Below are 21,587 nucleotides of genomic sequence, written 5' to 3'. Positions count from 1 at the left end.
CCTGTTGCGGCAGGTCGCCGGGCACGGCAGCATGACGGCTGTTCCCGCCGAATGAGCCCTGGGGCGAAGCCATGACCGACGAGCAGAAGGCCATTGCCCGCGCCTGTCTTGCCGCCGCGGAGGGCGACACCATGATCTTTCCGGAGATCGTGGGCACGCTCATCGCCGCCGGATTCGAGAGCTATGCGGTGGATCTGCGCCGCGCCACCGCCACCTATTATCTGCCCGACGGCGACAGCCTGGAGCTGCCCGCCCACCGTGTCGCGACGGCCATCGCGCCCGCCTTCGACACCGATCGCCTTAAGGCCGCGATCCGCGAGGCGCAGCAGCAGGTGCCGGGCTACACCTATCGCGGCTTCTGCGAGACGGCGGCGGCGGCCGGCTGCGCCGGCTACATCGTCTCCTTCCCCGGCCGCCGCGCCCTCTATTTCGGCCGGACCGCGGAGACACACGTGGAGCTGTTTCCGGGCTCTTGAGGGGCGTCCTCCGGATCGGGTCCGTCTTCCTCCCTTGCACCGCCGCAGCCGTCATGGCACAGGCGAAAGGAGCCCGAGCCCCGAGCCCCAGGACCCAGAGGCATGTTCCGCACCCTCTCCGACTTCATCTCCGACATCACCGGAGGCCACCGCGAGGCCGCCGCCTTCGACGAGACCGACTATCGCCTCGCCGCCGCGGCGCTGCTGGTGCACGTCATGTCCATCGACGGGGCGGTGACGCCGGAAGAGCGGGCGGTGCTCAAGACCATCCTCGCCGGTCGCTTCGCCCTCGACGAGGTCGAGACCGAGCAGCTGGTGGAGCTGGCCATCGCCAAGGACGCCGAGGCGGTGGACCTCTACGCCTTCACCAGCGTGCTCAACCGGGCGCTGGATGAGGAAGGGCGCCTGCGCATCGTCGAGATGATGTTCGAGGTGGCATATGCGGACGGCGGCCTCTCCGAGTTCGAGGACAATCTCGTCTGGCGCGCCGCCGAGCTTCTGAACGTCGGCTCCCGCGACCGCATCCGCATCCGCCGCGAGGTGCGCGAGGAGACCGAAGGCGGCGACACGCCGGCCTGAGGGGGCGCGCCGTGGCCGCACCGGAAGACGACCCGCGCACCCTCTTGGTGGTGCTCCATCAGGAGCGCTCCACGCCCGGCCGCGTGGGCGAGCGCCTGAAGGCGCGGGGGTTCGCGCTGGACGTGCGCCGTCCGGCGCTGGGCGATCCCCTGCCGGACACCTTCGCGCACCACGCCGGCCTCCTCGTCTTCGGCGGCCCCATGAGCGCCAATGACGACAGCGACTTCATCCGCGCCGAGACCCGGCTGATGGAGCGGGCGCTGGCCGCGGACCTCCCCACCCTCGGCATCTGCCTCGGCGCGCAGATCCTCGCCCGGGCGCTGGGCGGGCAGGTGGCCCCCCACGCCGAGGGCATCTGCGAGATGGGCTATTACCCGCTCCGCGCCACGGAGGCCGGCGCCGCGCTGATGCCGTGGCCGGGCCATGTCTATCACTGGCACACCGAGGGCTTCGACGTGCCCGCCGGTGCCGAGCTGCTCGCCACCGGCACCGTCTTCCCCAACCAGGCCTTCCGGGCGGGGGCCGCCTGGGGCGTCCAGTTCCATCCCGAGGTGACGCGGGAGATGATGGTGACCTGGATCGAGCGCGGCGCCCACCGCTTCAGCCGGAAGGGCGCCCAGCCAGGGGAGGCCCATCTCGCCGGATGGGCGCTCCACGACGGCGCGGTGGTGAGCTGGCTCGATGCCTTCCTCGCCACCATCTTCGCCACCGGGGAAGAGGACGGGCGCGCGATCGCGCTCGACGAGAATGGTGGTATCTGAGGGGGTGTTCGGGACTGACAGTGCCTGATGGCACCGATACCCCACCTGAATCGATGCTGAACCCCGCCGATTCTTCTGTACAGTTCGATCAGCCGGCCGGCTGTCACAGGCGTCTCATTTCTCTTCGCTAGCCTGAGGCGAAAAATCCCCGAGGGAGCATCGCCCATGGACGCGCGCACGCCTTTTCCCGCCATCCGGGGCATCGGATATTCCATCCGAACCACGTCGCCGGACTTCGACGACCTGCCCGCCGCCCTCGATGAGGCTGAGCGTCTGGGCGTTGATTTCGTTGAGCTTCCCGTCTTCGCCTGGACGCTGGTGGTGGACGGCCGGGTACTGCAGGACCGCCTCGATCGCCTCGTCGCCGCCACCCGCGACCGCCCCTTCGGCTACACCGTGCACGGGCCGCTCGCCATCAATCTCATGTCCCCGAAGGAGCGCCTCCCCCGTCACGAGGCCTTCCTGGACGCCATGATCGCCATAGCCGGCGCACTTTCCGCCCCCCACCTCGTCCTCCACTCCGGCTGCGTCCGGGGGGACGATGATGTGGCGATGGCCTATGAGCGGCAGCGCAACGCCTTGCTCAAGGCCGGCGACAAGGCCGGCGTGGCAGGCGTAACCCTTTGCGTGGAAAACATCTTCCGCTACGAGGCCATGCGCGAGACGGCGCTGCCCTCGCGCCTCGCCGGAGAGCTGGACGCCATCGACCACCCCCACGTCCGCGCCACCCTGGACGTGAGCCACGCCCTCCTGCGGTCCACCGACGCCCGGGTGGACTTCGCCGCCGAGATCGCCGCTCTGGCCCCCTATGCCCACCACGTCCATGTCCACGAAAGCTTTGGCAGGCCTCAGGAAAGCTGGGCCATCGACGATGCCGAGCGGGCCGGCCTCGGCGAAGGCGATCTGCACCTGCCGCTGGGCTGGGGCGGCATCGACTGGGACCTCGTCGCCCGCCGCTGCGCCTTCCCGGCCGGCACCATCGTCAATCTGGAGCTGAACCGCCGCTACTGGCGCGAGTTGCCTGACCAGATCGTGCGCCTGCGCGCCCTCGCCGACAGCTTCGCCAGCCACGCCGACGCCCTGGCCTGAGACGCGTGCAGTGCGGCGGGCGGTGGATCGCCAATGCCGCACCGCACATTCATGCCTTTGATTCGACGCGTCTTTTTTATCGCGCCGGTGCTCCCCTCCGGCGCCAAATCGACTAGCTTGGCGGCGAAGGAGACTGCCCATGCCCGTCGCCACCAAGCCCGAATACAAGTCCGCCCCCCAGCCCGAAGGCGGTGCGGATGGCCTGTTCATGTCCTCCAGCGCCCGCGGGTTGCTGCGGCGTTGGAGCGTGTTCATCGCCGTGACGGTGATCGCGCTCGTCAGCCTCCTGCTGTCCTTCACTTCCCACCAGGCGTGGCTGATCGTCTTCTGCGTGCTCTTTCCCCTTGTTCTGGTTGGGATTTTCGACGTCACCCAGTCCGAGCACTCGCTGCTGCGCAACTACCCGGTGATCGGCTCGGTGCGCTGGATCTTCGAGGCGATGCGCCCTTATCTCCGGCAGTATCTGATGGAGGACGACCAGTCCGAGCGGCCCTACAACCGCGAGGACCGGTCGATCATCTACGCCCGCGCCAAGAACGAGGAAGACCGCCAGCCCTTCGGCACCGAGCTCGACACCTATGCGGCCGAGTATGAGTGGATGACCCACTCCCTCGCCCCGGCGCCGGTGGCGCACGAGCCGTTCCGGGTGACGGTGGGCGGCAGTGCCTGCGCAAAGCCTTATTCCGCCTCGGTTTTGAACGTCTCCGCCATGAGCTTCGGCTCTCTGGGACGCAACGCCATCGAGGCGCTGAACCTCGGGGCGAAGACCGCCGGCTGCTATCACGACACGGGCGAGGGCGGACTGTCGCCCTATCACCGCATCCACGGCGGAGACATCGTGTGGGAGCTGGGTTCCGGCTATTTCGGCGCCCGCAACCGCGATGGTACCTTCTCGCCCGAGCGCTTCGCCGAGCGCGCGACCGATCCCCAGGTGAAGATGGTGGAGATCAAGCTGTCCCAAGGCGCCAAGCCGGGTCACGGCGGCGTGCTGCCGGCCGCCAAGGTAACGCCGGAGATCGCCGAGATCCGGGGAATCCCGCTGGGCGAGGACTGCATCTCGCCGTCGCGTCACTCCGCCTTTTCGACGCCGGCCCAGATGATGGAATTCGTCGCGCAATTGCGGGAGCTGTCCGGCGGCAAGCCGGTGGGCATCAAGCTGTGCGTCGGCCATCCCAGCGAGGTGTTCGCCCTCGCCAAGGCCATGGTGAAGACCGGCATCCAGCCCGATTTCGTCGTGGTCGACGGGGCGGAGGGCGGCACCGGCGCCGCGCCCCACGAGCTCGCGGACCATCTGGGCATGCCGCTGCGCGAAGGGCTCATCCTGATGCGCAACGCATTGGTGGGCACCGGGCTCCGGCAGAATGTGCGCCTCGCCGCCTCAGGCAAGGTCACGTCCGGTTTCTCCATGGCCGCCAACATGGCCATCGGTGCCGACTGGTGCAACGCGGCCCGCGCCTTCATGTTCTCGCTCGGCTGCGTCATGTCCATGCGCTGCCACACCGGCACCTGCCCGACGGGCGTCACCACCAACGATCCTCACCTGCAACGCGGCCTCGTCGTGGACGAGAAGGCGGAGCGGGTGGCGAGCTTCCACCGGCATACGGTGCACGCGCTGGCGGAACTGATCGCGGCGGCGGGGCTGGAGCATCCCGGCGACCTCTTGCCCCATCACGTCTGGCACCGGGTGAGTCCCATCGAGGTCAAGGCGCTCGACCGCATCTACACCTTCCTTGAGGCGGGTTCCCTTCTGGATGCGCCGGACGAGACACCCTATGCCGCCGAGTGGCATGCGGCCGACGCCGACAGCTTCGCCCCGCGCCAGACCGTGGGCCCGCGCCGCGCCGCCTGAGTCCACCCGCGGCATCGAGCCTTGCGGGGGGATGGGGTGCCCCCCATATGCACCCTTGTCGGGATGCCGAGAGGGTCCCGGCGGGCATGGCCGGATAGGTGCATGCCCGGCAATGCAAAGTCGCTTGACGAGGACTTTGGCTGATGTCGCGGATGTCTTCCCTGTCGTCCCCCTTTCTTCTGGGGTTCGACGAGGTCGAGCGGGCGCTCGACCGGGTGGCCAAGAGCGCGGACGGGTATCCTCCCTACAATGTGGAGAGGATCGAAGCCGCCGGTGAGCCGCTGCGCCTCAGGATCACCCTGGCGGTGGCGGGCTTCACGGCGGAGCAGCTTGAGGTCGTGCTGGAGGAGAAGGAGCTGACCATTCGGGGCCGTCAGGTCGAGGATGGACAGGGCCGGACTTTCCTGCACCGGGGGATCGCCGCCCGGCAGTTCCAGCGCACCTTCGTGCTCGCTGAAGGCATGAATGTGCTGGGTGCCGAATTGAAGCACGGCCTCCTGTCCGTGGATCTGGTTCGCCCCGAGCCGGCCCGCCACGCCAAGCGAATCGACATCGTCTCCCGCTCGTGAAGGGGAGAGGTGCCGGATTTGCCAGGAGTAGAGGAGTAGATTGATGACCCACGATACCGAACACGAAGTCCTGGCGGACATCACCCCGGAGGCTCTGGCTGTCCTGGGCGGCGGCGAAATCGCCTACGTGCGCAGCATCAAGTCGGAGGACGTGCCGTCCCTGTTCCCGCAGGCGCCGGAGATCGCGCCCGGCATGACCTTGTTCACGCTGCACGCAGCCGATGGCACGCCCATCATGCTGACCGACAGCCGCGAGGCCGCGCTGGCCAATGCCATGCAGCACGAGCTGGTGACCGTCAGCGTGCACTGACGGCCGGAAGGCCGGTCAACGGGCTAAGGTTCTGAATTTTCCCGCCGGGTCGGCAACGACCCGGCTTTTTGTTGCCGCTCGTGCTCAGGCAGCGTTTGAGGCCGAGGTGGCGGTCAGCAGAGCGTGCATCGCGCCGGCATCGCGCGTGGCCCGGAGCTTTTCCACAACATCGGGGTCTCGCAGCATTCGGGCAACCCGTGCCAACGCCTTGAGGTGATCCGCGCCGGCGGCTTCAGGAGCCAGAAGCAGGAACACGAGGTCCACCGGCGCGCCGTCCAGCGATTCGAAATCGATGGGCTTCTCCAGCCGCGCGAACAGGCCGAACAGCTTGGTGAGACCGGGGAGCTTGCCGTGCGGAATGGCGATGCCGTTGCCGACCCCGGTCGAGCCCAGGCGCTCGCGCTGCAGCAGCGTATCGAAGATGTCCCGCTGGTCGCGGCCCATCAGCAGGGCTGCATGGTGGGAGAGTTCCTGCAGGGCCTGTTTCTTGCTGCTCGCCCGCAGCATCGGAAACACTGCGTCCGGGGCAAGGAGGTCGGCGAGCGGCATCGATCAGGTCCCTGGGGCGAGCGGCCGAGGCTCGGTAAAGCGGCGGACGCAAGGAACGGATCAAAGGCGGCGGCGCCCCCAAAGCGCCGATGCATTGCTCCGTCCCCATTCAAAACGCGGGAGGGTTGTCCCTCCCGGAGGTCTTCATGCGGCCTCCATCTAGCGTTAACCAGCCTCCGGCTCAAGCCGGGGCGGTATGCGCAGAGATTCGTTGGTGCGGGTCGGCGCTGTTCCGAAGCGTCCCGGCCCGCCCGCTTGGCAAGGCTCCGGCACGGCTTTCAGCATCTGCCCCCCGGCATTGCCATGACCCGAGAGGGCACCGTTCCCGCCCGGGCTCGACTTCCAAGATCTTCCGTGCGCATCGGGGAGCCTGCAAGCAGGCCCCCCGCGCGTGGTTCTAGTGCAATTCCTCGGAGCCCGGGTCGATCCACCCCACATGGCCGTCGGGCCGGCGGTAGACGACGCTGACTCGGCCATGGCCGGCGTGGCGGAAGACCACGACGGGAGCACCGGTGATGTCGAGCTCCACGACGGCATCCGCCACCGAGAGCGTGCGCAGGCGCGTCACCTGCTCCGCCACCACGGTCGGGCTCCAGCCGACGAGTTCTTCTTCGGTCTCGGTTTCGGGCGCGGCGCTCAGGATGTAGCTCTGGGCGGCATGATCGACACCATTGCCGTTGCCATGCCCGTGACGATCCTTGAGGCGCTGCTTGTAGCGGCGGAGGCGCTTCTCGATCTTCTCGACCGCCACGTCGGCGCAGGCATTCGGATCCTGCGCATTGCCGTGCGCCTGAAGGTTCACGCCCGAATCAAGATGAAGCATGCATTCGGAGCGGTAGCCGGAGCCGTCCCTCGTGACGGTCACGTGCCCTGACCATCCACCGTCGAAGTATTTTTCGAGGACTTCCGAGACCCGCTCGGTCAAACGCTGGCGAAGAGCTTCGCCGACGTCGAGATTCTTTCCGGACACGCGTAGGGCCATGCGATTTGATCCCCTATGAACGGTCCCGCGAGGGACCGTCTCATGCATTGCAAACCGGCCGGCTACCTAAAGAGGTAGGAGTGCTTCGCCGGCATGTCAACGGAAACAGCGGCCGGAAACCGAACGGTTTTTTGGGAGCGCCAATCGTTAACGGAACGCGGCGCCGCAGCTCCTCGATCAGCGCGACAGGCCCGGCCACATGCGCGAGAGCACGCCGTCGCGCAGGATGACGCCATGCCAAAGGCCCGCCCCCGCGTGCATGATTACCAGCGCGGTCATGACGAAGCCGAGCCGCGCGTGCCAGTCGCCGAAGAGATCGGCGAGGGCGTCGTTCTTTGCGACGATGTTGGGCAGCGTAAATAGCCCGAAGATACTCACCGCGCTGCCGAAGGCGTTGGAGGCCAGCCACCCGAGCACGGGCATGACGAAGATCAGCACATAGAGGGCGTAATGCACCGAATTGGCGACGATCCAGAGTGCCTTCGGCATGCCCTCGGGCGGGGCTGGAGGCGGATTGAGGATGCGAATCAGCACGCGGATCACCGCGAGGCAGAGGATGGTGAAGCCGATGGAGCGGTGGAGATCGAACAGCCGGTCCTGCGTGGGGCCGGAATCCATGTTCATCATGGCAAACCCCAGCGGGATCACGAGGATCACCAGGGCCGCCATGATCCAGTGGATACGCCTAGCCGGCGGCGCGTAGGGCTCGGGATGAGACGTGCTGTTCATCGGGGGGATTGGCCTCCACTGGCGAAGGCGCGTCCCGCGGACCGGCACCGCGGGCGCTCTCCCGCAGATCGCACCGGAACAGGAATCGGCGAATACATGCACCTGCGCCTTCGGGCGCAGCGCGTGAGCCAGAGTGTCGCATGCCTTGCGGGACAAGCCGATGCGGCCGGCTCCCAGGATGACCGGGGACACGAAAACGTGAAGCTGGTCCACGAGGTCGGCTTCGAGGAAGGCTGAGAGGGTGGTGGGACCTCCCTCCACGAGGATGCGCCTGAATCCGTGTTGCACAAGGGACTGAAGGACTGCGGACGGATCGAAGGCGGGAGCGTCGTCCATGGGCACTACTTCGACGCCGTCCGGCAGCGGAGGGGCAACGACACTCCGCCGCCGAACCACGAGCCGGCGCACGCCATCCTCGGCGAAACAGCGCGCATTTGGATCGACCCGGCCCGAGGGATCGATCACGACCCGCGCTGGACTCACACCGGCGATGCGGCGCACCGTCAGCAGCGGATCGTCCGCACAGACCGTTCCCACCCCCACCACCACAGCGTCAACGGACGCCCGCAACGCGTGCAGGTGGTCGAGGGCATGGGGGCCGTTGATGTATTTCGACTCGCCTGAGGTGGTGGCGATGCGCCCGTCCAGGGATTGGCCGAGCTGGGCGATGACGTGGGGGCGAGGATTTGCCGCCGCTTCCTGGTCCTGCGCCGGATATCCACTCACTCGCTTGTGCGACCGGAGCCGCAGGGTCGTGTCATCCATCGGTCCTCGCCCGGCGTAAGCAGACAGTTCGATCAGGAACGCGTCATCATGCCGTTTGTTACGCTCCTGCCGATACGACAGATCGTTCGCGCCGTCGGCTGGTCGCGTTTCCCGCTGTGAGAGGTCAAAATGGCGTCCATCGTTGAAGGTCTTGGGTTTGCGCCGGACGCGGGGCGGCTTTCCGTGGAGCGCGCCATTGCCGAGGTCCGGTCCGCTCGCGCCGTTGTGATCGCGGCGGGTGACGTCCGTTTGGTGGTCGTGGCGGCGGAGGCGTTTGACGCGACGATGGCCGGAGTGCTCGAGGGCGCTGGCGCCGCTGATGCCAGCCTCGTGCTGGCGGCCCCGCGGCTGAATCGGTTGGGATCGCCTCGTGCCCAGGCGGGCGCGGTCGCCCTTCCGCATCTCGATATCGCCCGAGTGACAAGTCTGGCGCTCAAGCCCGAAACTCGGCTCGACGCGCCGGTCGCCCCGGCGACGCCGGCCCAAGTCGCCGCGCTGGAACTGCTCGCGCTCGCTTTGGTTCTCCCGGCAGCGGTGGTCTGCTCGGTACCGGAGGGGATGGCTGCCGGTCTGGTGACGGTGGAGGCGCACGACATCATGGCCTTCCGGGCCGCAGAGGTTGCGCGGCTCACAATTGTCGGGCGCGCGCCAGTGCCGCTCGAAGGCGCTCCGGAAACCGAGTTCGTCGTCTTTCGCGGCGGCGACGGCCTGCGCGACCAGGTGGCGATCATCGTCGGGCGTCCGGACCTGTCGCGGGCGGTGGCGGTGCGGCTGCATTCCGCGTGCCTGACCGGCGATCTCTTCGGCTCGCTGAAGTGCGATTGCGGAGATCAGCTGCGCGACACGGTGCGACGGATGGCGCAGGGCGAGGGCGGCATCCTGCTCTATCTGGACCAGGAGGGCCGCGGGAACGGCATCTCCAACAAGATGCGCGCCTATGCCCTGCAGGCACAGGGCTTTGACACCTACGATGCGGACGCTGCGCTCGGCTTCGACCTCGATCAGCGCCGGTTCGATTTTGCCGCCGCCATGCTCCGCCAGCTCGGCGTGTCCGCGGTTCGGGTGTTCACCAACAACCCGCAGAAGATCGAGGCGCTGAACGCGGCCGGGCTGGAGGTGGTTGCCGACCAGCGGGTGCTCGGCCGCCCGACGGCGGAAAATGTCCGCTATCTCGCCTCCAAGCGCGACCGCGCGGGCCACTACATCGATTTCGAGGCCCTCGCCGCCCGCGCGCCGGACTGAGATTGGCGCGCCAACCATCCGATCCGCCTTGTCGACAAGCTTCGAAACGATTTAGAACCGCCCGGCAAAAAGGCGGGAGGAAGCAAATGAGCAAGGCAGGACGAAAGGTCGCCATCGTGACCGGAGCCGGCTCGGGTGTCGGTCGGGCGGTGGCCGTGGGATTAGCCGAAGCGGGCTATGCGGTGGCCCTCGCCGGACGCAGGCTGGATGCGCTGGAAGAGACCGTGGCGGCTCTCGGCGATGCGCCGAGCCTTGCCGTCCCGACCGACGTGACCGATCCGGATGCCGTGCGCGCCCTGTTCGCGGCGACCGTCGAGACGTTCGGGCGCCTCGACCTTCTGTTCAACAACGCCGGCACCGGCGCCCCGGCGATCCCGCTGGAGGATCTCACCTTCGCCCAGTGGCAGCAGGTGGTCTCCACGAACCTCACCGGCCCCTTCCTGTGTACCCAGGAGGCGTTCCGGGTGATGAAGGCGCAGGAGCCGCGCGGCGGGCGGATCATCAACAACGGCTCCATCTCGGCGACGGCACCCCGGCCGTTCTCGGCGCCCTACACCTCCACGAAGCACGCCATCACCGGGCTCACCAAGTCCACGTCGCTGGACGGGCGCGCCTATGACATCGCCTGTGGCCAGATCGATATCGGCAATGCCGACACGCCCATGGCGCAGAAGATGAAGGCGGGCGTGCCCCAGGCGGACCTCTCCATCAAGGTGGAGCCGGTGATGGATGTCGCGCATGTGGCGAGCGCGGTAGTCTACATGGCGAGCCTGCCGCTGGACGCCAACGTGCAGTTCATGACGGTGATGGCCACCAAGATGCCCTTCATCGGCCGCGGCTGACCCGTCGTCCGATCTCCGCGCGCAAGAAAAAGGCCCCGGCAATGCCGGGGCCTTCCTGTTTCGGGCGAGCCCCCCGAGGGGGCGTCGCGTCAGTTGTTGCGGTTGCCGAAAAGCTGCAGCAGCATCATGAACATGTTGATGAAGTCCAGGTAGAGCGCGAGCGCGCCCATGATGGCCTTCTTCCCCGCGACGGCGACGTCGTCGCCAGCGAAGTACATTTCCTTGATGCGCTGCGTGTCGTAGGCGGTGAGGCCCGCGAAAACCAGCACGCCGACCACGGACACGATGAACTGAAGCATCGTGGAGCCGAGGAAGATGTTCACCAGCGAGGCGATGATGATGCCGAACAGGCCCATCATCAGGAAGGAGCCCATGCCGGACAGGTCACGCTTCGTGGTGTAGCCGTAGAGGCTCAGCGCACCGAACGAGGCCGCGGTGATGAAGAACACCCGCACGACGCTCTCGTGGGTGTACACGAGGAAGATCGTCGAGAGCGAGATGCCCACCAGCGCCGCATAGACCCAGAAGGTCAGCTGGGCGGCCGATACGCTCATGCGCTCGATGCGGAAGCTCAGGAAGAAGACCGCCGCGAGCGGGGCCAGCATCACCACCCACTTCAGCGGGCTCACGAACAGCGCGTAGCCGAACTGCGTCAGCATGATGCCGCCCGCGATCCGGCCCGCGGCGGACGCGGGATCGGTGGTCACCGACAGCATGTAGATGCCGAGCGCAGCAGCACCCGTGATGGCGAGGCCGAGCGCCATATAGTTGTACACGCTGAGCATGTACGTGCGCAGCCCCTGGTCGATCGCGGCCTGCGAGCGTGCCACCGACGGGTTGAAACGCCCGGCGACGTTGCGATCATAATCGGACATCGTCGTTCCCCTTGAAGAAATCTCAAACGTCCAAGACCGGCCGAGGCCGCGCCTGTACGTTCGCCGTCAATATGGTGGGTTCGCGTTGGGGCGGCAAGACAAGGCTGGATGAAATTTACGCAAGGTCACTTTACGTCAGGCGTGCCCTTACGCGGCGTTAAGGTATAGTTTCAACCCGCATGGGGTCAGGGCATGCGGATGGGGGATTATCTCAAGCACCGGATCAAAGCCGGGCGGGCATGTCTTGCCGCCTGCGGACTGGCGCGCGGAAAAATCCACTTCGGCAAATCGGCTTGCGATTGGTCCGGGTTCTGCCCCGTGCCCGTGCCCGTGCTCATCGCCTCGATCCTCCTCGCCGTTCCCGCGCCGGCGCGCGCTGGCGCCTGGACGCAGGAGGAGGGGCACGGGCAGGTGATCCTGCAAAGCTCGGCGGCCTATTCCGCGACCGAGTTCGGCCCGTCCTACGATCTCTACGCCAGCCGGCCCTACGACAAGGTGGAGGTCACTCTCGTCTTCGAGTATGGCGCGACCGACTGGCTGACGCTGATCGCGGCGCCGCAATTCCTCTATGTCTCGTTCGGCGAGCCGTCGCCCTCGTCCTATACCGGGCCGGGCTATCAGGATGTGGGCGCGCGCATGCGCTTGTGGCGGGATGAGGCGAGCGTGGTCTCGGCGCAGGTCGTCGGACGCTTTCCGGGCACGGGCAATTCTGAGAGCGCCGCAGCGGTGGGCTATGAGGACCCCGAGCTCGATCTCCGTCTGCTCTACGGCTTGTCTTTCACCATGTTCGGAAAGGCGGCCTTCCTCGATGTCCAGCTGGCCCAGCGCATGCGCTTCGGTCCGCCGCCGGACGAACTGCATCTCGATGTCACGCTGGGCTGGCGCGTCGCGGAGCGCTGGCAACTGCTTGCCCAGTCGTTCAACGTGATCTCGGAGGGGGCGGGCACCGGGCCGTACTTCGGCGACTCCTACGAGTATTACAAGTTGCAGTTCGGGGCGGCCTACGATCTCTCGGCGGCCGTCACCGTGCAATTGTCCGTGGTCAGCACCGTTTTCGCCCGCAACGCGCCGCAGGAGAACGGCGTGGTACTCGCCGCCTATTACCGTTTCTGAGCCGATGGCGTTGTCGTCACGAGGCGGATGCCGAGGGCAATCGGCACGATGCCGACGAGGTCGAGCGGCGGCACCGGTTCGCCCAGCAGCAGCCATCCGAACATCAGCCCGAGCGGCGGCATCAGGAAGTGCAGGGCGCTCGCGCGGGTGGCGCTGGTGCGGCCGAGGATGAAGAACCACAGGCTGAACGCTCCGACCGAGCCCGCCAGCGTGAGCCAGGCGAAGGAGAGGCCGAGCGAGAGGGTCGGGTGGATCGACGCCACATCCTCCCGCCACAGCGCCACCGGCAGCAGCGCGAGCCCGCCGGCCAAGGACTGGATGCCGCTGCCGACGAACAGGGACGCGGAGGTGCGCACCTTCTTGAACATGAGCGTTGCCGCCGTGAGCGCCAGCAAAGCGCCGACCACATAAGCGGTGCCCAGCGGGTCCTCGTGGCCGGAGACGATGCGCGAGCGCACCACGATGGCCACTCCAATCATGCCGAGGACGAGCCCGAGCAGCTTGCGCCCCGTCAGCCGCTCCCCCAGCAGCACCGCCGCGCCGAGCGCCGTCAGCAGCGGGTTGGCGGAGACGAGGACGGCCGTGAAGCCCGCCGACACATGGGTCATGCCCACATAGCTCAGGCCCAGATAGACCGCGTTGTTGAGGATGCCCATCGCCGCGAGCGCCGCGATATCGCGCAGGTCCAGGCGGCGGAAATGGGAGGCGGGCAGGAACAGCACGCAGCCGACGAGCACAAGCAGCCCGGCCGCAAGGAAGCGCCCGGACAGGAGCAGCAAAGGCGGGCAGTCCGCCAGCGCCACCTTGGCGACCGCAAAGGCCGAGCTCCAGATGATGCAGAACGCTGCGATGAAGACGGGCAGCAGCGCGTCTGTCCGGCGCGAGGCGACGAGGGGAAGGGGCGTGGCGGTCATGACATCTCCTGAACCGCAGAGAAGCACGCCGAGGCAACATTGAAAAATTGAATGATTTGATGTTGGCTAGTGGAAATTCAAATGTCAGGTGCTGCCATGTTGGACATGGATCTTCTCAAGGCGTTCGTCAGCGTGGTGGATGCCGGCGGCTTCACCCGTGCGGGAGAGCGCGTCCATCGCACCCAATCCACCGTGAGCCAGCAGGTGCGGCGGCTGGAGGATCAACTCGGCCACCAGCTTTTGAACCGCGACGCCCGCGGCGTCAGCCTGACGGCCGAAGGCGAGCGCCTGCTCGGCTATGCCCGGCGGATCCTCGCCCTCGGCGCGGAGGCGCGCGCGGCCCTGTCGGGTGTTGCCCCCGCCCGGGTGGTCCGGCTCGGCATTCCGGACGATTTCGCCCTGGCGGCCCTGACCTCCGTGGTGGCCGAGTTCGCACGCAGCCGGCCCGCGGTGCGTCTCGCGGTGGAGTGCGGGCTGAGCTGCGATCTCGATGCCGGTTTCGCCCGCGGCGAGCTGGACGTGGTGCTGCTGAAGCGCGAGCCGGGGGCCGGCCCTGCCGTGGAGGCCTGGCCGGAGCGGCTGGTGTGGGTCTGCGGAGCGGGCTTCGAGCCGGACGAGGCGGTGGTGAGCCTCGCGGCCTTCCGGCAGGGCTGCCTTTACCGCAACCGGGCCGTCCACGCCCTGGAAAAGGCTGGTCGTTCCTGGCGCGTGGCCTATGAATGCCCGAGCCTGATCGGCATCGAGGCGGCGCTTGCGGGTGGGCTGGGGGTGACGGTCCTGAGCGATCTCGCGCTCAACCCGAAGCTCCGGGAATTGCGCACATCGGACCTTTGGCCAGCCATCCCGCCGACCGAACTCGCGCTACGGGCTGCGAGCGACGCGTGTTCCGCCTCGCGGGAGCTGGCCGGCCTGATCGCCGCCTTCTGCGGCCGGGAGGCCCGCGCCGCAGCCTGAGCGGTTGGGTCAGCACTCCACCAGCAGGCGGCGGCCGATCTCGCCGATGCCCACGAGGCCGGGGGTCGCGTGCATCACCACATGGATGGGGATCTGCGCGAGGCGGTCGTGATAGGGCGGGTGCTCCTCGAACGCGGTGCGGAACGGACTCTCGGCGAAAAGATGCGCCATGGCCCGACCCACGCCGCCGCCCACATAGACGCCGCCCTTGGCATCCACGGCGAGGGCGAGGTCGCCCAGCACCCGGCCGAGCAGGCGCAGGAAGATGTGGCAGCTTTCCTTTTCCTGCCGCTGACCATCCAGCGCCGCCTTGATGATGGCGTGGGAGGACAGGCTTTCGCCGGAGAGGATGCGGTGCAGGCGCACCAGTCCGGGACCGGAGAGCACGTGTTCCACCGACACCGGGCCAAGGTCGCGCACCAGATGGGCGACGATGCGGGCCTCGTCTGTCGTCACCGCGCCGAGACGCATGTGCCCGGCCTCGCTGGCCAGCACCTCGTAGCCGGCCTCGCGCGGCAGGATGAGGGCCGTGCCGAGCCCGGTTCCAGGACCGGACAGCAGCATGGGCGCGCCGGCGACCGCACGGCCGGTGCCCACCTCCAGCAAATCGTCGCGGGTGAGCAGCGGCAGCCCGTGGGCGAACGCCTCGAAATCGTTGAGCACCGAAAGTCGGCGAAAGGAGAGATCGGCCGCGAGCTTCTCCGTCGAGAAGCGCCAGTTGCGGTTGGTCAGCCGCACGTCGTCGCCGTCGATGGGGCCGGCGACCGCCAGTGCCCCGCAGCTCGGGGCCTCCCCGCTCACGGACGCGAGGTAGGTGCCCAGCAGATCCTCGAGCGAGGCATAGGAATCGTTGGCTTCGAGCCGGACATCGAACGGGATGCCGTCGGCTCCGGCCCGGGCGACCCGGGTGGTTGTACCGCCGATATCCGCAAGCAGGACTGTGGGAGCCATTGGAGAGTCCGATGATGGAGAGCTTCTACTGCGCCAAGCGTGGCCGCGACGCAAGCGTGCCGGCTTCGCCTTTGCCGGCAGGACCTCAAGCCCGGCGGAGCCGATGCGGTTCCCCGATGCCTCAGGCCACGGACGCGCGCCGCCGCTTCAGCGCGCCCCAGATGGGCAGGCAGAAGATCAGCAGCGTCAGCACGCCGAGCCCGCCCGCGATGGGCCGCTCGAAGAAGGCGAGGAGGTTGCCGTCCGCCTTGATCATGGAGGTGACGAAGCTCTCCTCCAGCATCTTGCCGAGCACGATGCCCAGCACGCATGGGGCAATGGGGATGTCGTGCTCTTCCATGAGGAAGCCGAGCACGCCGAACACCAGCATCAGCACCACGCCATAGGCCGAGTTGTTCACCGCATAGGCACCGACGATGCAGAACAACAGGATAAGCGGGATCAGAATACGCCGGGGGAAGCGCAGAAGGGCGGTTCCCGCCTTCAGCGCGGCGAGGCCGAGCGGGATCATCGCGAGGTTGGCGATGATGAAGATGATGAAGACCGCGTAGATGGATTCCGGGTTGTTCAGGAACAGGGTCGGACCGGGATTGAGCCCCTTGAGATAGAGCACCCCGATGACGATGGCGGTGATGCTGTCTCCCGGAATGCCGAACACCAGTGCCGGCACCCAGGCGCCGGCGAGGGCCGCATTGTTGGCGGACGTGCTCTCGATGATGCCTTCCACGTGTCCGGTGCCGAATTTCTCCGGTGTCTTCGAGAACTTCCGGCTCATGGCGTAGGACACCCAGGCGGCGATGTCCGCGCCGGCGCCGGGCAGGATGCCGATGGCGGTGCCCGTGATGTTGCCGCGGATCTGCTGCGGCCAGTATTTCACTATGAGGTGGCCCCAGCCTTTCAGCGGATTCCCGAGCGAGGTCTGGCGCACCGACCAGTCTGGCGCGCCGGCCGCCATGGTGCGGATCACCTCCGACATGGCGAACAGGCCGATCATGGCCGGGATGAAGTCCACCCCGCCGAGCAGGTTGGAATTGCCCAAGGTGAAGCGCGGTACGCCGGCCGGATTGTCGATGCCGATCTGCGACACGAACAGCCCGAGGAACAGCGACACCAGCCCCTTCACCGGCGAGCCCGAGCCGATGAAGATGGCGCAGGCCAGCCCCATCAGCGCCAGCCAGAAATATTCGAACGAGGAGAAGCCGAGCGCAATCTCCGCGAGCAGCGGCGCGGAGACGATGAGGATGGCTGTGCCAAACAGCCCGCCCAGCGCCGAGAACAGCACGTTGGCGCCGAGCGCCACTTCCGCCTCGCCCTTGCGGGTCATGGCGTAGCACTCGTCGGAATAGGCGGCCGAGGCCGGCGTGCCGGGCATGCGCATGAGCGTTGCCGGGATGTCGCCGGCGAAGATCGCCATGGCCGAGCAGGAGATCATGGCGCCCACGGCGGGGATGGGGTCCATGAAGAAGGTGATCGGGACGAGGAGGGCGATGGCCATCGTCGCCGTCAGGCCCGGTATGGCGCCGACGACGAGGCCGAAGGCCGACGCGACGAGGATGGTGAGCATCACGTCCCAGCGCAGGACGAGGTCGAGGCCGGCGAGCACGGCATTCATGGCAGGAAGCCTTCCACGAGGCCGCGCGGCAGCGGTACGCGCAGGAACATGTTGAAGGAGAGGTAGGTGAAGAGGGCCGTCGCCAGCGCAATTCCGATCGCCTGCGCCACCGGCACCCGCACCACGAGAAAAAGGCCGGTCAGGACCACGGTCGCCGTGGCGACGAAGCCGATGAGCGGTGTCAGCACGATATAGGCGAGGACAAGGGCGATCGTCGCCGCCGCCCTGAAGCTGGCGCCGGGCGTGCGGACCCATGTGGTCTGCGCGAGCGGGAAGGGGCCGGCGCGAACCGAGCCCACCGTCAGGATGAAGCCGCAGGCGGCAAGGCCTGCGGCCGTCAGAACGGGGAAGACATCCGCGCCGTAAGCCTGCCCCGGAATGGGTGGCAGCCCGGATGCGGCGGAGAACAAGACGGCAGCCCCCGCGAGCAGCAGCAGGCCGAGGATCAGGTCACTGAAGCGCATGATGCGGCTCCGGCGTCGCGGGGAGGAAGCGGCGGCCCGGGCCGCCGCGTTCAGGAGCCCTCGCTATTTGGCGAGGCCGACTTCCTTCATGACGGCGCCGAGGGAGGCATCCGCCTTGGCCATGAACTCGGCGAAGCCGGGGCCGTCCGCATAGCGCCCGCCGAACCCGCGATTGGTGAGGAACTCCTGATATTCCTTGCTGTCGTAGACCTTCTTGAGGGCCGCCTGGAGCTTGTCCGAGGCCGCCTTGTCGAGGCCCTTGGGGGCGGCGAAGCCGCGCCATGCGCCGATGGTCCAGCTGCTGCCGGTGGCTTCCTTCAGGGTGGGAATATCGGGCATCAGCTTGGAGCGTTCGCTCGCCATGATGGCGAGGCTCTTCACGCGCTTGGCGTCGATGAGCGAGCGCGCCTCGGGGATGGAGCAGGTGACGACCTGCACGCCGCCCGCCACGAGGTCCTGCAGGCCGGGCGCCGCGCCGTTGGAGGGCACCCACGGCACGCTCTTCGGATCGAGCTTCAGGGACGAGAGCATGCCGGCAAGGGCGAGGTGCCAGATGCCGCCCTGACCGGTGCCGGAGGCCTTGAACTTGCCGGGGTTGGCCTTGATGTCGGCGATCAGGTCGTCGAGCGTCTTGTAGGAGGCGTCCGTACGCACCTGCACGCCGGCGGGGTCCTCGTTCATGAGGGCGAGGGGGGTGTAGGAGGCGCCGGTAAGTTGGGTCAGGCCCTGCCAGTGCATCATCCCGATCTCGACGGTGATGATGCCGATGGTGTAGCCGTCCGGTGCCGCATCGGCGATGGCCTGATGACCCACCACGCCCTGCCCGCCGGTGCGATTCACCACCGCGATGGGCTGCCCCAGATCCTTCTCAAGAAGCGAGGCGACGATGCGCGCGACCGCATCGGTTCCGCCGCCGGCGTTCCACGGCACGATGAGCGTGATGGGGCGATCGGGGTAGGCCGCCGCGGCGGCGTTCGGTGCAAGGGCGGCAAAAGACGATACGGCGAGGGCGAGCCCCGCCATCAGAAACCGGCGCATGGTGTCTCTCTCCCTGACATTCGGCTTCTTTGGCCGAAATCTAATCGTTTTGAATGACCGTAGGTCAGTGCCTCCCTGAGGTCAAGGCGATGACAGCCTCCGCGATCTGCCGGCGGGAGGTGGCGCATGCGGCCCCGGTGGCTTAAGCTTCCTTGGAAAATGTGAGCTTCTGAGGCGCAGGGGCTGGCGATACGTCAGCTTCGACGTACATAAGCTGATGGGCAGGAAGCGCACGCGGCGGGGCGCGCGCAACCGGTCGAGGCAACCCGGCGGGCCGAAGATCGGCGCGCCCGAGAGGCATGGCGAAGCGCAGTGCTGGACATCTACACGATCATCTTCCTGGCCCTTGCGGTCTTCATCTTCGTCCGGCTGCGCAGCGTTCTGGGGCAGAGGACGGGGCGTGAGCGCCCGCCTTATGATCCCTATTCCCGCGATACCGCTCGTCCGCCGCAGCCGGCCCCCGAGGGCAAGGTGGTGACGCTGCCCGAGCGCAACGGACCGCCGCCCGGCGCCGCAGGCCCGGCCGAGGTCGAGGCGCCGGCCTTCCGATGGGAGGGTGTTGTGGCGGAAGGATCCGCCACCGCCTCCGCGCTCGACGAGATCGCCCGTATCGAGCCGGACTTCGACGCCAAGCACTTCCTGACCGGCGCCCGCGCGGCCTACGAGATGATCGTCACCGCCTTCGCCACGGGCGACCGTCGCCAGCTCAAGGATCTGCTCGCCAAGGACGTCTATGACGGCTTCGTCTCCGCCATCGCCGACCGCGAGAGCCGCAAGGAGACGATGGAATCGCGCTTCGTCTCCATCGAATCGGCGGACCTGCAAGACGTCACCGTGCGCGGGACCAATGCGCAGCTGACCGTGCGTTTCGTGTCGAAGCTTATTTCCGTCACCCGCGGCCCGGACGGCTCGGTGGTGGATGGCAGCCCGGACACGGTGGCCGATGTGACCGACGTGTGGACCTTCGCTCGCGATCTCGGCACGCGGGACCCCAACTGGAAGCTGGTGGCGACGGAAGCCGCCCAGTAGCCCATGGCACAGGCGCGCGCCGTCACAGCCGGCGTGCGGCGCTTCGCTCCTGGCGTTGCCGCACGATGCGCGAGCCTCACCGGGATCGTGGTGGCGCTCTTCGCGGCGACCTCCTCCTGCGTCGCCGCCCCGGCCTCCCGACCCATCCCGGCACCGGCCATGACGCTCCAGCCCATCGTTCCCGCCGTGGCCGGCGCGCGGCTCGAGCCCGTCGCCTTCACGGACCTCGACGGCTGGGCCGCCGACGACCACGCCGCGGCCTTCGCCACCTTCCGCGTCAGCTGCGCGGCTTTGAAGTCACCGCCGAAAGATGTGGGGCCGGCTTCCGCACCGACGCTCCGGCTCGGACTGCGCCACGCCTGCGCTGCGGCCGCGCGGCTTGGTCCGGACGCACCCACTCCCCTTCTCGCCCGCCTGTTCTTCGAGGCCAATTTCCGCGCGTGGCGGGTGATTCCGGACGGCGGCACGGGCGGCTACTACACCGGCTATTACGAGCCGGAGGTAGAGGGTGCGCTCCAGCCCGGCAACGGCTTCGATGTTCCGGTCTATGGACGTCCCGGCGATCTCGTCATGACGGGTCCCGGGGCCACGCCCAATTCCGGCTCCGCCTTCCGGCGGGAGGGCGACGCCCTCGTGCCGTATCATGATCGCGCCGCCATCGAGGATGGCGCCTTGGCGGGGCGCGGGCTGGAGATTGTCTGGCTCAAGGATCCCGTCGATCTGTTCTTCATGCAAATCCAGGGCTCCGCCCGCGTGCGTCTCCCGGATGGCCGGATTCTTCGGCTGGGTTATGACGGCTTCAACGGCCAGCCCTATGTGGCGGTGGGGCGTCTCCTGATCCAGCGGGGGCTGGTGCCGCGGGAAGAGATGTCCATGGCGCGCATCCGCACCTTCATGGAGGCTGATCCCGCGGCGGGCCGCGCCTTGCGGCGGGAGAACCCGACCTTCACCTTCTTCAAGGCCCTGACGCTTGGTGCCGATGCGGGGGCCATGGGCGCGCAGGGCGTTTCGCTCACGGCGGGCCGCTCGCTGGCGGTGGACCGCAAGCTCCACACCTACGGCACGCCCATCTTCGTGGAGGCCGACCTGCCGCTCTCCGCTCCCGGCACGGCCGAGCCGTTCCGTCGGCTGATGATCGCGCAGGACACCGGCTCGGCCATCGTCGGGCCGGCACGGGCGGATCTCTTTTTCGGTGCGGGCGATGCAGCGGGCGCCGTAGCGGGTCGCATCCGGCACTCGGGCAAGTTCACCATGCTGGTGCCGCGCTTCGCCAAGGTGGACTCCGGAGGCGCGCCATGAGCCGCCGGGGCCGCCGCCGGATACTCGATGCGGAAGAGCGCGCGCTGTGGGACCATGTGGTGCGCTCGGTGAAGCGCCTGCGGCCTGAGAAGCCCGTTGTCGCGCCGCCTTTGGTGCCCGCCCCCGAGCCGCCCCCCGTCGTCGCGCCGACGCCCGAGACCAAGTCGAAAGCGAAAGCCAAGTCCGGCACCCCACCGAAGGTCGTCGCCCCCACGTCCCCGCCACCCCCGCCTCTGGCCGCGCTGGAGCCGAAGACCCGCCGCCGCCTCACCCGCGGGGCGGAAGTGGATGCGCGCCTCGACCTGCACGGCCTCACCCAGGCGGCCGCCCATCGCCGCCTGCGCCTGTTCCTCATGGAGGCGCAGGCGAGCGGCCATGCGCTGGTGCTGGTCATCACCGGCAAGGGCGATCCCGAGCGCCTGATGAGTTCGGGGCCGGCCTTCGGCGAGGGCCGGGGCGTGCTCAAGCGGGCGGTGCCCCTGTGGCTTGCCGAGCCGGACCTGCGGGCGGTGGTGGTGGGGTTCGAGTCCGCCGGACGCCGCCATGGCGGGGAGGGTGCGCTCTACGTCCGCATCCGCCGCCGCCGCTGAGCGTCC

At 67.9% G+C, this 21,587-nt stretch carries 23 protein-coding genes; 14 read left to right on the top strand and 9 right to left on the bottom strand.

Annotation, left to right across the window (positions count from 1 at the left end; genetic code table 11):
- The first annotated feature begins 71 nt into the window (after positions 1 to 71).
- The 7 genes from EJ105_RS04105 to EJ105_RS04075 all read left to right on the top strand — a co-directional run bounded on the left by EJ105_RS04105 (position 72) and on the right by EJ105_RS04075 (position 5,633).
- Positions 72 to 476 (top strand): DUF1398 domain-containing protein, encoded by a 405-nt coding sequence (locus tag EJ105_RS04105; protein WP_250165391.1) that lies wholly within the window; start codon positions 72 to 74, stop codon positions 474 to 476.
- A gap of 102 nt (positions 477 to 578) precedes the next feature.
- Positions 579 to 1,055 (top strand): tellurite resistance TerB family protein, encoded by a 477-nt coding sequence (locus EJ105_RS04100; protein WP_029556177.1) that lies wholly within the window; start codon positions 579 to 581, stop codon positions 1,053 to 1,055.
- Between the two features lie 11 nt (positions 1,056 to 1,066).
- Positions 1,067 to 1,816 carry a glutamine amidotransferase gene (locus tag EJ105_RS04095; RefSeq protein ID WP_250165390.1) on the top strand — a complete coding sequence of 250 codons (750 nt, stop codon included), beginning with the start codon at positions 1,067 to 1,069 and terminating at the stop codon, positions 1,814 to 1,816.
- Between the two features lie 165 nt (positions 1,817 to 1,981).
- Positions 1,982 to 2,905 (top strand): sugar phosphate isomerase/epimerase family protein, encoded by a 924-nt coding sequence (locus tag EJ105_RS04090; protein ID WP_250165389.1) that lies wholly within the window; start codon positions 1,982 to 1,984, stop codon positions 2,903 to 2,905.
- A 139-nt stretch (positions 2,906 to 3,044) separates the two neighbouring features.
- On the top strand, positions 3,045 to 4,754 hold the full coding sequence (locus EJ105_RS04085) for an FMN-binding glutamate synthase family protein (RefSeq protein WP_250165388.1): 1,710 nt from the start codon (positions 3,045 to 3,047) through the stop codon (positions 4,752 to 4,754).
- A gap of 143 nt (positions 4,755 to 4,897) precedes the next feature.
- Positions 4,898 to 5,323: an Hsp20 family protein gene (locus tag EJ105_RS04080; RefSeq protein WP_024276707.1), complete on the top strand. Its 426-nt coding sequence runs from the start codon at positions 4,898 to 4,900 to the stop codon at positions 5,321 to 5,323.
- Between the two features lie 43 nt (positions 5,324 to 5,366).
- The gene (locus EJ105_RS04075) at positions 5,367 to 5,633 is read left to right on the top strand and encodes a BQ00720 family protein (protein ID WP_024276708.1); all 267 of its coding nucleotides are present in this window, start codon (positions 5,367 to 5,369) and stop codon (positions 5,631 to 5,633) included.
- An 84-nt stretch (positions 5,634 to 5,717) separates the two neighbouring features.
- Here the strand turns inward: EJ105_RS04075 and ptsN are convergent, their stop codons facing one another.
- The 3 genes from ptsN to EJ105_RS04060 form a co-directional block, all read right to left on the bottom strand.
- On the bottom strand, positions 5,718 to 6,182 hold the full coding sequence (gene ptsN, locus EJ105_RS04070) for a PTS IIA-like nitrogen regulatory protein PtsN (RefSeq protein ID WP_029556172.1): 465 nt from the start codon (positions 6,180 to 6,182) through the stop codon (positions 5,718 to 5,720).
- Between the two features lie 397 nt (positions 6,183 to 6,579).
- Positions 6,580 to 7,164 (bottom strand): ribosome hibernation-promoting factor, HPF/YfiA family, encoded by a 585-nt coding sequence (hpf, locus tag EJ105_RS04065; protein ID WP_250165387.1) that lies wholly within the window; start codon positions 7,162 to 7,164, stop codon positions 6,580 to 6,582.
- Between the two features lie 177 nt (positions 7,165 to 7,341).
- The gene (locus EJ105_RS04060; RefSeq protein ID WP_250165386.1) at positions 7,342 to 8,658 is read right to left on the bottom strand and encodes a dihydrofolate reductase family protein; all 1,317 of its coding nucleotides are present in this window, start codon (positions 8,656 to 8,658) and stop codon (positions 7,342 to 7,344) included.
- 129 nt (positions 8,659 to 8,787) lie between these two features.
- On the opposite strand from EJ105_RS04060, the gene ribA reads away from it, so the two are divergent.
- Both ribA and EJ105_RS04050 read left to right on the top strand, forming a co-directional pair.
- On the top strand, positions 8,788 to 9,900 hold the full coding sequence (gene ribA, locus EJ105_RS04055; RefSeq protein WP_250165385.1) for a GTP cyclohydrolase II RibA: 1,113 nt from the start codon (positions 8,788 to 8,790) through the stop codon (positions 9,898 to 9,900).
- Positions 9,901 to 9,986: 86 nt separating this feature from the next.
- Positions 9,987 to 10,742 carry an SDR family oxidoreductase gene (locus tag EJ105_RS04050; RefSeq protein WP_029556167.1) on the top strand — a complete coding sequence of 252 codons (756 nt, stop codon included), beginning with the start codon at positions 9,987 to 9,989 and terminating at the stop codon, positions 10,740 to 10,742.
- 89 nt (positions 10,743 to 10,831) lie between these two features.
- On the opposite strand, the gene EJ105_RS04045 is transcribed toward EJ105_RS04050, so the two are convergent.
- Positions 10,832 to 11,617, bottom strand: coding sequence for a Bax inhibitor-1/YccA family protein (locus tag EJ105_RS04045; RefSeq protein WP_029556166.1), 786 nt, complete (start codon positions 11,615 to 11,617; stop codon positions 10,832 to 10,834).
- A gap of 318 nt (positions 11,618 to 11,935) precedes the next feature.
- On the opposite strand from EJ105_RS04045, the gene EJ105_RS04040 reads away from it, so the two are divergent.
- A complete protein-coding gene (locus tag EJ105_RS04040; protein WP_250165384.1) occupies positions 11,936 to 12,730 on the top strand; it encodes a transporter in 795 nt (264 codons plus the stop codon).
- Here the strand turns inward: EJ105_RS04040 and EJ105_RS04035 are convergent.
- Complete coding sequence (locus EJ105_RS04035; protein WP_250165383.1) at positions 12,718 to 13,644, bottom strand: DMT family transporter; 927 nt, start codon at positions 13,642 to 13,644, stop codon at positions 12,718 to 12,720. The genes EJ105_RS04040 and EJ105_RS04035 overlap by 13 nt on opposite strands.
- Before the next feature lie 96 nt (positions 13,645 to 13,740).
- On the opposite strand from EJ105_RS04035, the gene EJ105_RS04030 reads away from it, so the two are divergent.
- A complete protein-coding gene (locus EJ105_RS04030; protein WP_029556164.1) occupies positions 13,741 to 14,598 on the top strand; it encodes a LysR family transcriptional regulator in 858 nt (285 codons plus the stop codon).
- A gap of 9 nt (positions 14,599 to 14,607) precedes the next feature.
- On the opposite strand, the gene EJ105_RS04025 is transcribed toward EJ105_RS04030, so the two are convergent.
- From EJ105_RS04025 to EJ105_RS04010, 4 genes are all read right to left on the bottom strand, one after another.
- The gene (locus tag EJ105_RS04025) at positions 14,608 to 15,549 is read right to left on the bottom strand and encodes a glucokinase (RefSeq protein WP_024276719.1); all 942 of its coding nucleotides are present in this window, start codon (positions 15,547 to 15,549) and stop codon (positions 14,608 to 14,610) included.
- 121 nt (positions 15,550 to 15,670) lie between these two features.
- Positions 15,671 to 17,161: a tripartite tricarboxylate transporter permease gene (locus EJ105_RS04020; RefSeq protein WP_250165382.1), complete on the bottom strand. Its 1,491-nt coding sequence runs from the start codon at positions 17,159 to 17,161 to the stop codon at positions 15,671 to 15,673.
- Positions 17,158 to 17,625, bottom strand: coding sequence for a tripartite tricarboxylate transporter TctB family protein (locus tag EJ105_RS04015; protein ID WP_029556161.1), 468 nt, complete (start codon positions 17,623 to 17,625; stop codon positions 17,158 to 17,160). Before EJ105_RS04015 ends, EJ105_RS04020 begins: the two co-directional genes overlap by 4 nt.
- A gap of 63 nt (positions 17,626 to 17,688) precedes the next feature.
- Positions 17,689 to 18,663, bottom strand: coding sequence for a tripartite tricarboxylate transporter substrate binding protein (locus EJ105_RS04010; RefSeq protein WP_250165381.1), 975 nt, complete (start codon positions 18,661 to 18,663; stop codon positions 17,689 to 17,691).
- Between the two features lie 315 nt (positions 18,664 to 18,978).
- Between EJ105_RS04010 and EJ105_RS04005 the strand changes: the two genes are divergently transcribed.
- From EJ105_RS04005 to EJ105_RS03995, 3 genes are read left to right on the top strand one after another with little or no spacing between them, the layout of a single operon-like run.
- Entirely contained in the window at positions 18,979 to 19,692 is a 714-nt protein-coding gene (locus EJ105_RS04005; RefSeq protein ID WP_250165558.1) for a Tim44/TimA family putative adaptor protein, read from the top strand.
- Positions 19,693 to 19,695: 3 nt separating this feature from the next.
- A complete protein-coding gene (gene mltA / locus EJ105_RS04000) occupies positions 19,696 to 20,991 on the top strand; it encodes a murein transglycosylase A (RefSeq protein WP_250165380.1) in 1,296 nt (431 codons plus the stop codon).
- Entirely contained in the window at positions 20,988 to 21,581 is a 594-nt protein-coding gene (locus tag EJ105_RS03995; protein ID WP_250165379.1) for a Smr/MutS family protein, read from the top strand. Before mltA ends, EJ105_RS03995 begins: the two co-directional genes overlap by 4 nt.
- The last annotated feature ends 6 nt before the right edge of the window (positions 21,582 to 21,587 follow it).

Source organism: Xanthobacter aminoxidans (assembly GCF_023571765.1).
Lineage (GTDB): Bacteria > Pseudomonadota > Alphaproteobacteria > Rhizobiales > Xanthobacteraceae > Xanthobacter > Xanthobacter aminoxidans.
The sequence above is the reverse complement of the archived record's forward strand: the minus strand, read 5'-3'. Positions and strand labels throughout refer to the sequence as shown.